Raw genomic sequence first — 15,338 nt, forward strand, 5'->3', positions numbered from 1 at the left:
TAAATCCCGTAATTAATGTTGACATAAGGCGCATGAAAATTGTAAAATAATAAAGTTACAGAAAATTCCGAAAGGATTGAATTTATGAGCTCATACAGAGACGAAATCACAAAACGAAGGACCTTCGCGATTATCTCTCACCCTGACGCGGGTAAAACCACGCTTACCGAAAAGCTCCTGCTGTACGGAGGCGCTATCAACCTCGCTGGCTCCGTTAAGGGAAAGAGAACGGCAAAGCACGCCGTTTCCGACTGGATGGAAATCGAAAAGCAGAGAGGTATTTCCGTAACCTCGTCTGTTCTGCAGTTCAAATACGGCGGCTACTGCATAAATATCCTCGACACCCCGGGACATGAGGACTTCTCAGAGGACACCTACCGCACGCTTATGGCTGCGGACTCCGCTGTCATGGTCATCGACGGCTCCAAGGGCGTTGAGAAGCAGACCATAAAGCTCTTTAAGGTCTGCGTTATGCGCAATATCCCGATCATCACTTTTATCAATAAAATGGACAGAGACGCAAAGAATCCCTTTGATTTGCTCGAGGACATCGAAAACGTGCTCGGTATCAACACCTATCCCGTAAACTGGCCTATCGGTTCGGGCAAGGAATTCAAGGGCGTTTACGACCGCAACACCGAAAAAATCCTCTGCTTCACCGCGAACAACGGTCAGAAGGAGGTCGAGAAAACAGAGCTTGCTCTTGACGACCCCGCGATCGACGACACTCTCGGTCAGTACCTCAAGGCTGATTTGTTTGACGAGATCGAGCTGCTCGACGGCGCCGGCGATGAGTTTGACCTCGATGCTGTACGGGAAGGCAAGCTGACCCCGGTTTTCTTCGGTTCGGCGCTTACAAACTTCGGTGTAGAGCCGTTTCTTGAGCAGTTCCTTAAGCTCACTACCTCTCCGCTTTCACGCGAGACCGTGAGCGAAAAGGTCGACCCGATGAGCGAGGACTTCTCAGCCTTCGTATTCAAGATCCAGGCGAATATGAACAAGGCGCACCGCGACAGGATCGCCTTCATGCGTATTTGCAGCGGCAAGTTTGAGAAGAACATGGAGGTTTTCCACGTTCAGGGCAACAAGAAAATGCGCCTTTCTCAGCCTCAGCAGATCATGGCTCAGGAGCGCGAGATCGTCGACGAGGCATACGCCGGAGATATCATCGGCGTTTTCGACCCCGGCATCTTCTCGATCGGCGACACTATCTGTTCCGCTAATCACAAGGTTCAGTTCAAGGGAATACCGACCTTTGCGCCGGAGCACTTTATGCGCGTCCGCCAGAAGGACACAATGAAGCGCAAGCAGTTCATCAAGGGCACAAGTCAGATCGCGCAGGAAGGCGCGATCCAGATTTTCCAGGAGCTCGACGCGGGCATGGAGGAGGTTATCGTCGGCGTAGTCGGCGTTCTTCAGTTTGACGTGCTCAAATACCGCCTTGAGAACGAGTACAACGTCGATATCATCATGGAGAGTTTGCCTTACGAATATATCCGCTGGATCGTCAACGATGACGTAGATCCCAAAACCCTCGACCTCGCGTCTGATACCAAGCGCATTCAGGATTTGAAGGGCAACCACCTTCTTTTGTTTACCAGCTACTGGAGCATCGACTGGGCGCTTGACCACAACAAGGGACTTGAGCTCAGAGAATTCGGTACCAACTGATGAAGAACGAAATTCTCGCCTACACGGACGGCGAAGCCTATCCCTTTCATATGCCCGGCCACAAGAGGAATATCAGCGACGGATTATTTCCGTACAAGCTCGATTTGACCGAAATCGACGGCTTTGATAACCTCCACCGACCCGAGGGCTTTATCAAGGGTATCGAGGACAAGGCAGCGCGGATTTATCACGCGCAGCGTGCGTTTTTGCTCGTTAACGGAGCGACAGGAGGCATACTCTCTGCGATTAAGGCGTCAACAAGCCGCGGCGACAAGATCATTGTAGCGCGCAACTGCCACACCTCGGTGTATCATGCGGCTGAGCTGCTCGGATTAAGAGCGGAGTATATCCTGCCCGAGCCTGCCACTGACGATATTTACGGCAGAATAAGCCCGACAGCGCTTGAAAGACAGCTTGCGGATAATCCCGGCGTAAGCCTTGTCATAATCACCTCGCCGACATACGAGGGAATTTGCTCTGATATCAAAGAAATCGCACAGATTTGCCATTCCTACGGCGCAAAGCTCTTTGTTGACGAAGCGCACGGCGCGCATTTTCCGTTTCACAGTGCTTTTCCGCAAAATGCGATGCAGTGCGGAGCCGATATCGCCGTTGTCAGTCTTCACAAGACCATGCCGGCGCTGACACAGACCGCGCTGTTATTGACAAGCAACAGAGAAATGGTTCAGCCTCTGCAGTCGGCATTGTCATTCTTTCAGACGAGCAGCCCGTCATATGTTCTCATGAGCTGTATTGAAAACTGTCTGACGGAGAAGTGGGATTTTGACGGCTATATTAACAGAATACATCGTCTCGAAAATTCTCTGAGAGAATTAAATAACCTTAAAATGCTTTTCCGCGGGCAAGAGGATTATGACTTCGGCAAGCTCGTTATTTCCACACAAAACGCCGGTATCAGCGGCATTGAGCTTGCGGATATTCTGAGAAAACGATACAATATCGAGGTTGAAATGGCGGCAAACGGCTATATTATCGCCATGACCTCGGTATGTGATACCGATTGCGGCTTTGACAGACTCAAAAACGCGCTGCTTAAAATCGACCTGAACTGCTCAGGCGGCTGGAGTGATAATTTCCGGATGACCTTTGAGCTTCCCGAAAGGCGTCTGTTTCCATTTGAGATAACAAGGACAAAAGCCGTTGATTTCAAAGAAGCGCAGGGCATGATTTCCGCCGAGGACATTTTTGCCTACCCGCCGGGAATCCCGATTATAGTTAAGGGAGAGGTTCTTTCCGCTGAATTGATCGGATATATCACAGCTTTGCGCGGCAGTAATGTAAATATCATTTCAAGCGCGGATTCATATCCCGAATCCATATTGATTGCAGATTTGTAATTGACAAAACACGCGCTGTATGGTAAGATTTATATAGATTGATAAAGGAGTTTGATAACTATGAAAAGAATTAAAACTATTGAAACTCGCGATCTCAAGAAGAGCGTAAAGACCGGCGGCTGCGGCGAGTGCCAGACCTCCTGCCAGTCAGCTTGCAAGACCTCCTGCGGCGTTGCAAACCAGCAGTGCGAGAAGTGCAGCGAGAAATAATTTTAATTTCAAATGAAGGATTTACGCCGTTACATCTTTTCGTAACGGCTTTCCTTTTGTCAGGAGAATAATATGATTCATCAATACAAGCTTAACGGATATAACATAGTGCTCGATGTCTACAGCGGAAGCGTACACCTCGTCGACGACCTCGCGTATGACGTGATTGAGATGTTCGAAAACCACAGCCGTGAGGATATCATCTGTGCAATGCTCGAAAAGTACAAGTATGACGCTGAGATCAATAAAGAAGAAATCAGCGACTGCATCGATGACGTGCAGGAGCTCAGGGACATGGGAAAGCTTTTCACTCCCGACCAATACGAGAACCTCGCCTTTGATTTCAAAAAGCGCAATACTGTTATCAAGGCGCTTTGTCTGCACATCGCCCATACCTGCAACCTCAACTGCGAGTACTGCTTCGCCTCTCAGGGCAAGTACCACGGCGAGCGCGCTCTTATGTCCTTTGAGGTAGGAAAGAGAGCGATAGACTTTCTTATTGAGAATTCGGGCAGCAGGGTCAACCTCGAGGTTGATTTCTTCGGCGGCGAGCCGCTGATGAATTTCGACGTTGTAAAGGAAATTGTAGCCTACGCGAGAAGCATCGAAAAGCAGCACAACAAGAACTTCCGCTTCACTCTTACCACAAACGGAATGCTTGTTGACGACGACGTTATCGAGTTTGCGAATAAGGAGTGTCACAACGTTGTCCTGAGTCTTGACGGAAGAAAAGAAATCCACGACAATCTCCGCAAGACAATCAACGGCAAGGGCAGCTACGACGTGATCGTGCCGAAGTTTCAGGAATTTGTCAAAAGGCGCGGCAACCGCGGCTATTACGTCCGCGGCACCTTTACGCATAACAACACGGACTTCACAAACGATATTTTTCACATGGCTGACCTCGGCTTTACCGAGCTTTCGATGGAACCCGTCGTATGCGCTCCGAGCGATCCTTACGCCCTGACATACGATGATCTGCCCGTTCTCTTTGAACAGTACGAAATCCTCGCCAAAGAGATGATAAAGCGCGAAAAAGAGGGCAGACCTATTACTTTCTACCACTATATGATTGATCTCACGGGCGGCCCTTGTATTTACAAACGCGTCTCGGGCTGCGGCTCGGGAACCGAGTACATGGCGGTTACACCTTGGGGAGACCTCTATCCATGCCACCAATTTGTCGGCGACGAGAAATACAGGCTCGGCGACATCTGGAATGGCGTCGATAACAAGGAAATTCAGAACGAGTTCAAGCTCTGCAACGCCTACGCCAGACCCGACTGCAAGGATTGCTGGGCAAGGCTGTACTGCAGCGGCGGCTGCGCAGCAAACGCCTACCACGCCACAGGTTCTATCAACGGTATTTACAAATATGGCTGCGAGCTCTTCAAAAAGCGCATGGAGTGCGCGATTATGATGAAGGCGGCATTAGCCGAAAACGACTGACGGAGGTAAACGATGACCAGAGATTTATGTTATTTTTATCCTTGTCCGCTCAATGTTGTATACGGCGCCTTTGTTCAGACAGCGGCGCAGAAATTCGGCAAGGACTGCAAGCAGACTCCGATGATCGCTCTTAGCTTCGGACTTAATTTTTCAATGAAATATAACATGAACGGGGGCTCGTGTACGATTCATTTTATTCCGTATCAAAACGGCACCGCTATCAATATCCGCTACTCCGTTGTTCAGCTTTTGGGAGCGAGATACAAAAAGCATGCAGAGGATATGCTCCTGTTCGCCAATCAGATAATCAGAGCGAACGCGCAGCCCGCTAATATCAACGTGCAGGAATTTTTGAACTACGAGGCGGCTCATGCCCCGGCTAATCAGTCGCCGATGGCGCAGCCCTTTCAGAATCCTCAGACGGCGCCTGTTCAGGGTTATCAGCCCGCGCAGCCTGCTCCGGTTCAGCCTCAGCCCGTTCCTCAGCAAGCGTACACTCAGCCTGTCCGTCAGTACTCGCCTCCGCAGCAACCCGTATCAGGAGCCGGATTCTGCACCAAATGCGGAAAACCTCTGCCCGCCGGCGCGAGATTCTGTACCGGCTGCGGTACACCTGTTACTGCCAAATCAGCAGCTCCATCCTGTCCCACCTGCGGAAATCCCTTGCGCGGCGATGAAAAATTCTGCGTGAGATGCGGAACACAACTTAAATAAATCGCTTCAGCGGAGACGTTTCATAGCGCCTCCGCTGTTTTGTGTCAGAATAATCTCATAATATTCGCTATTGCAGCACAGACAGCGATCCCGAGTACAGTCGGAATAGCCATTGACAAAAGCGTCCATTTCAGACTGCCTGTTTCCTTTTTTATTGTCAGGCAGGTCGTGGAGCAGGGAAAATGCAGCACCGTCATAACTGTCATGCAAACAGCCGTTGTCACTGTCCAGCCGTTTGCCGACAAAAGACTCAGCAGCTCCGGATAACCCGAATACTCCGTAAGAACACCGCTCGCAGTGTATGACATTATAATTATCGGGATCACCGTTTCGTTCGCGGGAAAGCCGAGGATAAACGCCGTTAATATCACTCCGTCCAGTCCGATAAACCGTCCGAACGGGTCGAGAAAATCAGTGCAGTACCGCAATACCGAGCAATCTCCGATTTTTATATTCGCCGTCAGCCAGATCACGGCTCCCGCGGGAGCGGCGACGATTACTGCCCTGCCTAAGACAAAGAGCGTCCTGTGAAGCATTGAGCGTGCTATTGTTTTTAATATCTGCGGCTTACGGTACGGAGGAAGCTCAAGAGCAAATCCCGACTGCGTGCCCTTCAGCACGGTCACGGACAGCAGCTTTGACACTCCGAGCGTGATTAATACGCATGCAACCAGAATCAGCAGCAAAATCAGCGCAGTCTCAAGTGAACTGATTATCCCGAACGCGCTGCCGGCGAAAAACATCATTATCATCGCGATCAAAATCGGAAATCTTCCGTTGCAGGGCATAAAGTTATTTGTAAGAACAGCAATCAGTCTTTCCCTCGGATTTTCGATAATCCTGCACCCTGTGACTCCGCAGGCGTTGCAGCCGATACCCATCGCCATGCTCAGGCTCTGTTTTCCGTTACTGCCGCAGCATGAGAAAAATTTATCGAGGTTGAACGCGATGCGCGGAAGATAACCCGAATCCTCGATTATTGAAAACAAAGGAAAGAAAACTGCCATCGGCGGAAGCATTACCGACACAACCCAGCTCAGCGTAGTATACACTCCGTCAATCAGAATTCCCCTCAGAAATCCAGGCGCCTGTAATAAATCCGACAAATAATACAGCCATTCCTTTATTAATCCGAACAGCGCACTCAGCCACCCGCTCGGATAATTGGCGCCTATTGCCGTGATCCAGAACAGGAGGGCAAACAGCGCGAGCATAATAGGTATTCCTGTCGCTTTTGATGTCAGTATTTTGTCGAGCCTGCTCCGTTTTGTACTCTTGCTGTATCTGACGCATTTTTCGCAGATCTCACGGCTCCTGTTCGAAAGCAAAAGGGCGTTGTCGAGCAGAGGTGTGTTATTAATATCTACAGAAGCGTCCTTTTCGCATATCTCCTGCACGGTTTGTTTCAATTCTTCCAAGCCTGCTTTTTTGACCGCGCACGTTTTCAGAACGGGAATCCCGAGCTCCTTTGACAGGATTTCCGTATCTATAACGGTGCCGTTTCTTTTTGCCTCGTCGCTCATGTTAAGACAGAGAACCGCCTTGCTTTGCAGCTCCAGAACCTCTAAGATATAACTGAGGTTCCGCTCGAGCACATTTGAGTCAGCGACAATAATTACGCAGTCGGCATTTTTTTCGCTCAGATAGCTTTGAGATACGCTTTCTTCCTTTGAATAGCTTTTCATTGAGTATGTGCCGGGAAGGTCTGTGACGTTGAAAAAACAGTCATGATACTTATATATTCCCGTGCACAGCTCAACGGTTTTGCCGGTCCAGTTTCCGGTATGCTGTTTCAGCCCCGTGAGTGCGTTGAAAACCGTGCTTTTTCCGACGTTCGGATTACCGGCAAGCGCAATTTCATATGTCATCGTCACACCTCACCCAAATCTCTGAGCTGTCCTTGTTTCTCAGGGCAATCAGCGTATGCTTCACAAAATACGCGACAGGGTCGCCAAAGGGAGATTTGAACACGGGAGTTATCCTGCAGCCCTCAACAATGCCCAAATCGTTTATTCTTTTTCTGCTGTTACCGCCGCCGACACCGGCGACGACAGCGGTTTTATTCAGCGGTAAATCGCACAATCTTTTCAGTTCATTCATTCTATCACCATTCTTAAGTTCATTGTATGCCGGGCAGGATTTTTTGTGAGGAAGCCGCTTGAATTTCTACTCCGGTTATGATAAAATATCACTTGCTAAGGGGTATGGTAATGAACAGAACAAACAACATAAAAAGCAGCTTTTACCTTTCCCTGACTGCGATAATATGGGGCGTCGCCTTTGTATTCCAGTCAATGGGAAACAACTACATGGAGCCGTTTACCTTCAATTCGGCGCGGAATTTTCTGGGATTTCTTGTTTTAATCCCGATAGTTATTATAAAGCTCAAAAAGCCGGAGCTGTTTTCGGGAAAGAGCGAAGCCGTCGTGATAGACAAGAGAATCACAGTCATTGGCGGAATCTGCTGCGGTCTTGCGCTTGCCGCCGCAGGAATGTTCCAGCAGTACGGAGTAAAATATACCACAGTCGGCAAAGCGGGATTTATTACGACGCTTTATATTATTCTGACGCCGATATTCGGTCTGCTTCTCGGAAAGAAATGCCACTTTACCGTGTGGATCGGCGCCGTCGGAGCGGTTGCGGGACTGTACATGCTCTGTATAAACGGCAGCCTCAGCCTTTCGCCGGGCGATATTCTCGTGTTCATTTGCGCGATTCTTTTTGCCGTACATATTCTGCTTGTCGATTATTTTTCACCAAAGACTGACGGAGTGCTGCTCTCGTGCATACAGTTTTTTGTATGCGCGATTGTGTGCGGCGCAATTGCCCTGATTATCGAGCATCCGTCATGGGAACAGCTCACTCAGGGCGCGATTCCGATTTTATACACCGGAGTCATGTCCAGCGGAGTAGCCTACACACTGCAGATCATTGGTCAGAAAAATTTCAATCCGACAATCGCCGCCATGATTATGAGCCTTGAATCGGTGATTTCCGCCCTTGCTAGCTACTTTGCCTACAGCATGGGCTGGCTCGAACAGGATCAGAGCATGACCGTTGTACAGATACTCGGGTGTTTAATTATGTTCTGCTCTGTAATATTCGTTCAGCTGCCGTTTGACAAGCTCAGAAAGCATTGACGGCACGGAGTTTATATGCTATACTGATAAAAACAAAATATACAGGCTTTGCGTTTTTTCGCTCTGCGAAATGTAATAGAGAATACGGTGAGAATCCGTAGCAACTGTCATTACTGTGTTTGGAATTATCCATAAGTCAGATCGCTGCCGCATTGCCTTGGACTTGCATTCTTGGACAAGAAGAAGCGCAGCCACTCTGACCGCTTATGCGGCTCTTTGCGTTGTGCTTTTCTGAGTATATCGGAAAAGCATTTTTGCTTTCCAGAAACAAATGGAGGAACCATTATGAAAAAAACTATACGTCGCATTGCTGCGACAGCCCTTGCGACCGTTATGACGGTCACCGCCGCATGCGTATCACTCAGCGTGTCCGCGGCAAGCGGAAAAATTAGACTTGTTGTAAAGAACGAAACCTATTCCGTTTCAGACGGAGCCGCTTGGAACGGGATTCTTTACGACAAGACTGTAGACATTTCCGATGGTACGGACGCTCTCTCGACCGTTACAGCCGCCCTGCGCGAGGACAATATTCAGCTCACCGTTAACGACACACAGTGGGGCTCGTATATCGCCTCTGTCGGTAATATCGCGGAAAACGACGCCGCACAGTACAGCGGCTGGATGGGTGTACAGAACGACTGGGTAGTAAACAACAACCTCGCATACATCTTCCTAAGAGACGGCGACACATTTGAACTGACTTATTCGGTAAAAATGGGCGCAGATATCGGCGCTGACTGGAATAATCCCACAACCGCTCTCAAGGAACTCAGCATTGACGGACTGACTCTCAACGAGGAGTTCACACCCTCAAATACCGACTACACCGCAACCGTCGGTGATGAAGTGAAAAACATCTTTGTCCTGCCCACAGCCGAGAACAAGAATTATCAGGTGAGAACCTATATTAACGAGTATTCTCCTGTAAACTACGGCTACAGAAAGACCGATTCAATCGAGGTCAAGGCAGGCGATACGCTCTATATCGGCGTTGGCAACGAAGCTTGGCCGGGCTCATATCCTGCGGAAACCGTTTACAAGGTACACGTAATGGCAGAGGACGCTAAACTCGGCGACGTAAATTTTGACGGTGTAATCGACATCACCGACGCAACGCTTATCCAGAAGGCGAGCATTGATCTTGTGGAGTTCTCAGAGTTGCAGAACAAGCTCGCGGATTACAACGGCGACGGCAGAGTATCCGTACTCGACACGACCGCTGTCCAGCGTATGCTCGCTTCGAAATGAAAAAAATAATTTGTATTTTAACCGCTCTTCTTTTGCTGTGTCCGCTGACTGTTTTCGCGTCAGAGGGCAGCACCGGTGAAATATATAACGCCGTAAAAAAGCAGCTCCTTGAATGTCCGGTGCCGCAGGTCGGTTCAATAGGCGGTGAATGGCTTGTTATCGGGCTTTCACGCGCGGGAGCTCTGACGAAAGAGATGGCTGACGGATATTACGGCAACGTTGTCGCTTATGTAAACGAAAAGGGCAGCGCAAAGCTCGATCGGAATAAATCCACAGAAAATTCCCGCTTGGTTCTCGCGCTGACAGCTATCGGCAGGAATCCCGAAAATGTTAACGGATATAATCTGCTGCAGCCGCTTTCTGATTTCAACTTCGTTAAGAAGCAGGGTATAAACGGTCCTGTCTGGGCGCTGATCGCCATCGACAGTCTGCAATATGAAATCCCCGAAACAACCGCGAAGGAACAGACCACACGAGAGAAGCTGATTGATTATATTCTCGGAAAACAGCTTCAATCCGGCGGCTGGGCTCTCGGTGAACAGGAAGCAGACCCAGATATGACGGGTATGGCGATACAAGCTCTCGCTCCGTATTACAACAGGAATAATATAGTAAAGAACGCTGTGGACAAGGCGCTTGACTTCGTTTCTGCAACTCAGCGTGACGACGGCGGACTTTCCGACGCGTCCGATTCTCCGGAGTGCTGTGCTCAGATGATCACGGCGCTGACAGCTCTGGGTATTGATCCTGAATCTGACGAGAGGTTTATCAAGAACTCAAACAGCGTTCTCGACTGCATGTTACGATTTTCTCTTGATAACGGCTTTGCGCACGATGTCGGCGGAGAATACAATCAGATGTCCACGGAGCAGGCGTTTTACGCTCTTACCGCCGTTAACAGGCTCCGCGAAAGCAGAACTCCGCTCTATGATATGTGCGATCTGCTTATGGAATACGACCTTAATCTTGATGGCAAAGTTGACATCACAGATGCGACCTTGGCTCAAAAGGCGATTGCCGAGCTCGAAACACTCAGTCTCAGGCAGCTCAGAATAGCCAGAGCAAACAGCGAAGGCAAGGTTGAGGTCACCTTTGTTACAGACACACAGCGATACATAGCTTCACGTTAAGGCGGAATCACTATGCTAACCTTCATCAAAAAGTACAAATACATCATAATTACAGCCGCAGCGATCGTTGCGGCTTTAGCTATTGCGTTTGCGGCGGGAAATTCCAATCATGTTGAAACGCAAACTCCCGACGAGGCAACGACTGTCGCGCAAATAACTGAAACCACCGTTAAGCCTGCAACAACTCAAAATACAACCGCAGCCGATACTACTAAAGAGTCAGCCGAAACTACATCCGCTGAAATGACATCGACAGCTGTTTCGACAACAGATAACGAAACGATCACGGAAAATACTGACGAGCCTACGGAGCCTGTGACAGACAGGTATAGAACCGAACCTGTGCCTACCGGAAAACCTCAGCCCGTTGAGCCGCAAGAGCAGACGACGCATGACAACACGCTCAGATGTACTCTGTCGATCTCCTGCGCAACGATTCTTGATAACATGGACAAGCTGGACGAGGAATACCACGAGCTTGTACCCTCAGATGGCTGGATATTAAAGCCCGAGCAGTTTGAATTCGCTGAGGGAGAGTCGGTGTTCGATCTGCTCGTCAGGGTTTGCAAGGACAAGAAAATACACCTCGACCACAGCTTTACGCCTGCGTACAATTCCGCGTATATCAAGGCTATCGGCAATCTCTACGAGTTTGACTGCGGCGACGAGTCCGGCTGGGTCTATGGAGTCAACGGCTGGGCGCCAAACTACGGCTGCTCACGCTACGCGCTGAAAAACGGCGATAAGGTTGAATTCCGTTATACCTGTCAGCTCGGTCATGACTTGAAGTGGAGTGAATAATGAAGGATACCTTTTGCAAAACTCACCCGATCGTCGGTTTGGTTTATTTCGCGGCAGTGATTTCGTTTTCGATGTTTATGATGAACCCTGTGTGCCTTGTAATATCTCTGCTTTGCGCGGTGATAAACGCCGTTTGGCTAAACGGGCGAAAAGCCGTGATGTTCGGACTTAAAATCATACTTCCGACCGCCTTGCTTGTGATAATAATCAACCCTGTCGTTAACCACGCGGGAGTTACTATCCTCGGATATCTCCCGTGGGATAATCCGCTGACGCTCGAGTCGATTGTCTACGGAGCAGCGTCTGCCGTCATGCTCAGCAGCGTGGTGTTCTGGTTCTCGTCGTTCAACACGGTAATGACCGCTGACAAGCTCGTGTATCTCTTCGGCAGGATTTTGCCGTCGCTGGGTCTTGTTCTCTCAATGGCATTTCGATTTGTGCCGCGATTTGCTGAACAGTTCCGCGAGGTCAGAGCCGCTCAAAGAATGCTTGGCAGAGAAAAAAACGGCTTTATTGAAAAAACAAAGTCCGCTATCCGTGTGATTTCAGTTATGATTTCTCACGCTCTCGAGGGTTCAATAGAAACCGCTGACTCAATGAAGGCGAGAGGTTACGGACTAAAGGGCAGGACCGCGTACTCTCTGTTCCGATTTCATAAGAGCGACGCCGCCTTTCTTGTCTTTTCCTGCGTATGTACCGCTGCATTAATAATTCTGAGGATTTTCGGTACCGCGAAATACCGTTATTTTCCGTCGGCAAAAGGAGAGCTGACAGGATTATTTGCAGTGATTTTTTATACTGTATATTTTATGCTGATGATAATGCCGTTTGCCGTTAATCTGGGGGAGGAAATACGATGGAAGCGTTTACAATCCGCAATCTGAGCTTTGCCTATCCCGAATCGGAAGATGTGCTGAAAAATATCAGCTTTTCGGTAAACGAGGGCGAATTCCTGACTGTCTGCGGAGCATCCGGCAGCGGAAAAAGCACGCTTCTGAGACTGCTCAAGCCTTCTCTTTCACCTCATGGAAGGAAAACAGGTGAAATCCTTTTTTGCGGTAAAATACTTTCAGAGCTTTCTCAACGTCAGGAATGCGGGTCGATTGGCTTTGTTCAGCAGTCGCCCGAAAACCAGCTCGTCACTGACAAAGTATGGCATGAGCTTGCCTTCGGACTTGAAAGTCTTGGTATGAAAAACGCAGAAATCCGCCGCAGAGTCGCGGAAACAGCTTCGTTCTTCGGCATTGAACAGTATTTTGAAAACGACGTAGCGACTCTTTCGGGCGGTCAGAAGCAGCTGCTTAACCTCGCTTCCGTGATGGCAATGCAGCCGGATGTACTGATCCTCGACGAACCTACCAGTCAGCTCGACCCGATTGCCGCAGGCGATTTTATATCCTGCCTTCACAGGATAAACAAGGAGCTGGGCGTTACGATAATAATTTCCGAGCACCGCACCGAGGAACTGCTGCCTTTAAGCGACAGAGTGCTTGTGCTTAACGAGGGAGAGATCCTGTCACTTGACACTCCGCTCAAAACAGGACAAAACCTTATATCACACGACAGCAGTCTTTTTAAGATGCTGCCGTCAGCCATGCGCATCTGGCACACGGTCGATACTTCGTCCGCTTGTCCCGTCACGGTCGCTCAGGGCAGGGAATGGCTGAATCATTACGTAAGGGCTCATGAAACACTTCCGCTGTACCCGGAGATAATTCCGCAATGCGGCGATGCCATCGTCAATTTAAAAAATATTTGGTTCCGCTATAAAAAAGACAGCCCTGATGTGCTGAAAAATCTATCACTTGATATCCGCAGAGGAGAATTTTTGGCGATTCTCGGCGGCAACGGCGTGGGAAAATCCACGCTTTTATCCCTGATAAACGGCTCGCTTAAACCGTACAGCGGAAAAATCCATTCAAATGATTTACATGTTGCAACCCTTCCACAGAACCCGGCGCTGCTGCTCAGCGGCAATACAGTTCTTGCTTCGTTAAATGAAATGGGAAAAACAAAAGACGAGCTCAATCATGTCATCGCCTTGTGCGGGCTGGAACGTCTGCTCGAACGCCACCCGTTTGATTTGTCCGGCGGCGAAACCCAACGTGCCGCGCTCGCTAAACTGCTGCTTGCAAATCCAGACGTTATTCTTCTCGACGAGCCGACAAAGGGGATAGATAACGCTTACAAGGAGCGGTTCGCTTCAATAATAAATACACTGACAGCAAGCGGCAAGGCGGTCGTAATGGTAAGCCATGACGTCGAATTCTGCGCGAAATATCCTCACCGTTGTTTAATGCTTTTCAACGGAGAGCTCGTTGCTGAGGGTACGCCCAGGGAATTCTTTTCCACCAACAGCTTTTACGTCACCTCATCGCGCAGAATGTCAAAGGGTATTCTTGAAAACGCAATAACACCTGAGGATGTTATCTATTGTTGCACTGGTAAAAATACTGATAAATTTCCCGAAATCACCGGCGATTTTCATTTCGGCGAAAAACCTCCGGAGAAGCCTGTTCAAAAGCGCAAAATGCCGTTTTGGAAAAAGCTGACCGCGGTTTTCGGTTGTCTTTCACTGCTTTTCGGATTTCTTGTGAATATCGAAGCATTACCTTTGGCTTTGCCGTTTTGGGCAAACTGTTTGCTTGTTGCCGTGCCGCTGATTATCCTCATGCTTTCGCTGAGTGAACTGACGCGTAAGCCGCTCGGAGAGATCAGGAGCAGCAAGCTCTCAAAACGGACGATCGCGGCAACGGTGATGATACTGCTAGCGATTCCCGTAACCATATTTATCGGCACGACATATCTAAAAGACGAGAGGTATCTTTTTATCTCGCTGCTTGTGCTGTTTGAGTGTATGCTCCCGTTTTTCCTTATTTTTGAGGGCAGAAAACCTCAGCCGAGAGAGCTTGTGATCATCGCCGTAATGTGCGCGATAGTTATTGCCGGACGTTCGGCGTTTGCTCCTCTGCCGCAGATAAAACCTGTAATTGCGCTGGTTATCATCTCGGGAGTAGCGTTCGGCGCTGAATCGGGCTTCATGGTCGGCGCTGTGACAATGCTCGTGTCTAATATCTATTTCGGACAGGGCGCGTGGACTCCATGGCAGATGTTTGCCGCTGGGATTATAGGATTCATCGCGGGAATCCTTTTTCAGAAAGGCTTTCTTTGCCGCAGCCGCGGTGCGCTTTGTGTGTTCGGTTTTATTATGACGCTCGCTGTCTACGGACTGATAATGAATTTTTCTACGATTATACTGACTCGTGTGCCGATAACATGGGCGACTGTGCTCTCGTTCTACGCACAGGGATTGCCGTTTGATTTAATTCACGCTTTTTCAACAGCGGTAATTTTGTTTTTTGCAGCCGAGCCGCTGCTTTATAAGCTCGACAGAGTTAAAACAAAATACGGCTTATTGGAACATCGAAAATTCAGTGAGGAAAAACAGAATGTTGAAGCTAAGACCGTTTAAGCCCTCGGACGCGCCCATGATAGCGGGCTGGATTCACTCCGAGATCGAGCACGGAGATCGGCACCGAGAATTATTCAATCATGGGCGAAAGCTGGGAATGCATTGAAATGGAACTGAAAAAGCGCCGCAATTAAGCGACGCTTTT

General features: G+C 49.1%; 13 protein-coding genes and 1 riboswitch. Of the genes, 11 read left to right on the forward strand and 2 right to left on the reverse strand.

Annotated features, from left to right (window positions below):
- Positions 1 to 84: 84 nt before the first annotated feature.
- From KQI64_RS07240 to KQI64_RS07260, 5 genes are all read left to right on the forward strand, one after another.
- Positions 85 to 1,671: a peptide chain release factor 3 gene (locus KQI64_RS07240; RefSeq protein ID WP_216524037.1), complete on the forward strand. Its 1,587-nt coding sequence runs from the start codon at positions 85 to 87 to the stop codon at positions 1,669 to 1,671.
- Complete coding sequence (locus tag KQI64_RS07245; RefSeq protein ID WP_216524038.1) at positions 1,671 to 3,029, forward strand: aminotransferase class I/II-fold pyridoxal phosphate-dependent enzyme; 1,359 nt, start codon at positions 1,671 to 1,673, stop codon at positions 3,027 to 3,029. The genes KQI64_RS07240 and KQI64_RS07245 overlap by 1 nt, the downstream gene beginning before the upstream one ends.
- Positions 3,030 to 3,089: 60 nt before the next feature.
- Positions 3,090 to 3,239, forward strand: coding sequence for a six-cysteine ranthipeptide SCIFF (scfA, locus tag KQI64_RS07250; protein WP_216524039.1), 150 nt, complete (start codon positions 3,090 to 3,092; stop codon positions 3,237 to 3,239).
- Between the two features lie 72 nt (positions 3,240 to 3,311).
- Positions 3,312 to 4,688 carry a thioether cross-link-forming SCIFF peptide maturase gene (gene scfB, locus KQI64_RS07255; protein ID WP_216524040.1) on the forward strand — a complete coding sequence of 459 codons (1,377 nt, stop codon included), beginning with the start codon at positions 3,312 to 3,314 and terminating at the stop codon, positions 4,686 to 4,688.
- Between the two features lie 12 nt (positions 4,689 to 4,700).
- Positions 4,701 to 5,402 carry a zinc ribbon domain-containing protein gene (locus tag KQI64_RS07260; protein ID WP_216524041.1) on the forward strand — a complete coding sequence of 234 codons (702 nt, stop codon included), beginning with the start codon at positions 4,701 to 4,703 and terminating at the stop codon, positions 5,400 to 5,402.
- A gap of 44 nt (positions 5,403 to 5,446) precedes the next feature.
- On the opposite strand, the gene feoB is transcribed toward KQI64_RS07260, so the two are convergent.
- Both feoB and KQI64_RS07270 read right to left on the reverse strand, forming a co-directional pair.
- Positions 5,447 to 7,270: a ferrous iron transporter B gene (gene feoB / locus KQI64_RS07265; protein ID WP_216524042.1), complete on the reverse strand. Its 1,824-nt coding sequence runs from the start codon at positions 7,268 to 7,270 to the stop codon at positions 5,447 to 5,449.
- Positions 7,260 to 7,502, reverse strand: coding sequence for a FeoA family protein (locus KQI64_RS07270; RefSeq protein WP_216524043.1), 243 nt, complete (start codon positions 7,500 to 7,502; stop codon positions 7,260 to 7,262). The genes feoB and KQI64_RS07270 overlap by 11 nt, the downstream gene beginning before the upstream one ends.
- Positions 7,503 to 7,612: 110 nt before the next feature.
- Between KQI64_RS07270 and KQI64_RS07275 the strand changes: the two genes are divergently transcribed.
- The 6 genes from KQI64_RS07275 to KQI64_RS07300 all read left to right on the forward strand — a co-directional run bounded on the left by KQI64_RS07275 (position 7,613) and on the right by KQI64_RS07300 (position 15,193).
- A complete protein-coding gene (locus tag KQI64_RS07275; RefSeq protein ID WP_216524044.1) occupies positions 7,613 to 8,542 on the forward strand; it encodes a DMT family transporter in 930 nt (309 codons plus the stop codon).
- Positions 8,543 to 8,576: 34 nt separating this feature from the next.
- Positions 8,577 to 8,708: riboswitch (cobalamin riboswitch) on the forward strand.
- A gap of 119 nt (positions 8,709 to 8,827) precedes the next feature.
- Positions 8,828 to 9,790 (forward strand): dockerin type I domain-containing protein, encoded by a 963-nt coding sequence (locus tag KQI64_RS07280; RefSeq protein ID WP_216524045.1) that lies wholly within the window; start codon positions 8,828 to 8,830, stop codon positions 9,788 to 9,790.
- Positions 9,787 to 10,920, forward strand: a complete 1,134-nt coding sequence (locus tag KQI64_RS07285; RefSeq protein ID WP_216524046.1) for a prenyltransferase/squalene oxidase repeat-containing protein — start codon at positions 9,787 to 9,789, stop codon at positions 10,918 to 10,920. The genes KQI64_RS07280 and KQI64_RS07285 overlap by 4 nt, the downstream gene beginning before the upstream one ends.
- A 12-nt stretch (positions 10,921 to 10,932) precedes the next feature.
- On the forward strand, positions 10,933 to 11,721 hold the full coding sequence (locus tag KQI64_RS07290; RefSeq protein ID WP_216524047.1) for a DUF4430 domain-containing protein: 789 nt from the start codon (positions 10,933 to 10,935) through the stop codon (positions 11,719 to 11,721).
- Positions 11,721 to 12,605 (forward strand): energy-coupling factor transporter transmembrane component T, encoded by an 885-nt coding sequence (locus tag KQI64_RS07295; RefSeq protein ID WP_216524048.1) that lies wholly within the window; start codon positions 11,721 to 11,723, stop codon positions 12,603 to 12,605. Before KQI64_RS07290 ends, KQI64_RS07295 begins: the two co-directional genes overlap by 1 nt.
- Positions 12,578 to 15,193, forward strand: coding sequence for an ECF transporter S component (locus KQI64_RS07300; protein WP_216524049.1), 2,616 nt, complete (start codon positions 12,578 to 12,580; stop codon positions 15,191 to 15,193). Before KQI64_RS07295 ends, KQI64_RS07300 begins: the two co-directional genes overlap by 28 nt.
- The last annotated feature ends 145 nt before the right edge of the window (positions 15,194 to 15,338 follow it).

The organism is Lachnoclostridium sp. MSJ-17, assembly GCF_018918205.1.
GTDB lineage: Bacteria > Bacillota > Clostridia > Oscillospirales > Acutalibacteraceae > Ruminococcoides.

Bases quoted from the DNA above. Each gene is read 5' to 3' on its own strand.
- scfA (WP_216524039.1), top strand. From the start codon at position 3,090: ATGAAAAGAATTAAAACTATTGAAACTCGCGATCTCAAGAAGAGCGTA.
- KQI64_RS07280 (WP_216524045.1), top strand. From the start codon at position 8,828: ATGAAAAAAACTATACGTCGCATTGCTGCGACAGCCCTTGCGACCGTT.
- KQI64_RS07285 (WP_216524046.1), top strand. From the start codon at position 9,787: ATGAAAAAAATAATTTGTATTTTAACCGCTCTTCTTTTGCTGTGTCCG.
- KQI64_RS07270 (WP_216524043.1), bottom strand. From the start codon at position 7,502: ATGAATGAACTGAAAAGATTGTGCGATTTACCGCTGAATAAAACCGCT.
- KQI64_RS07275 (WP_216524044.1), top strand. From the start codon at position 7,613: ATGAACAGAACAAACAACATAAAAAGCAGCTTTTACCTTTCCCTGACT.
- KQI64_RS07300 (WP_216524049.1), top strand. From the start codon at position 12,578: ATGGAAGCGTTTACAATCCGCAATCTGAGCTTTGCCTATCCCGAATCG.
- KQI64_RS07295 (WP_216524048.1), top strand. From the start codon at position 11,721: ATGAAGGATACCTTTTGCAAAACTCACCCGATCGTCGGTTTGGTTTAT.
- KQI64_RS07240 (WP_216524037.1), top strand. From the start codon at position 85: ATGAGCTCATACAGAGACGAAATCACAAAACGAAGGACCTTCGCGATT.
- KQI64_RS07290 (WP_216524047.1), top strand. From the start codon at position 10,933: ATGCTAACCTTCATCAAAAAGTACAAATACATCATAATTACAGCCGCA.
- KQI64_RS07245 (WP_216524038.1), top strand. From the start codon at position 1,671: ATGAAGAACGAAATTCTCGCCTACACGGACGGCGAAGCCTATCCCTTT.
- KQI64_RS07260 (WP_216524041.1), top strand. From the start codon at position 4,701: ATGACCAGAGATTTATGTTATTTTTATCCTTGTCCGCTCAATGTTGTA.
- feoB (WP_216524042.1), bottom strand. From the start codon at position 7,270: ATGACATATGAAATTGCGCTTGCCGGTAATCCGAACGTCGGAAAAAGC.
- scfB (WP_216524040.1), top strand. From the start codon at position 3,312: ATGATTCATCAATACAAGCTTAACGGATATAACATAGTGCTCGATGTC.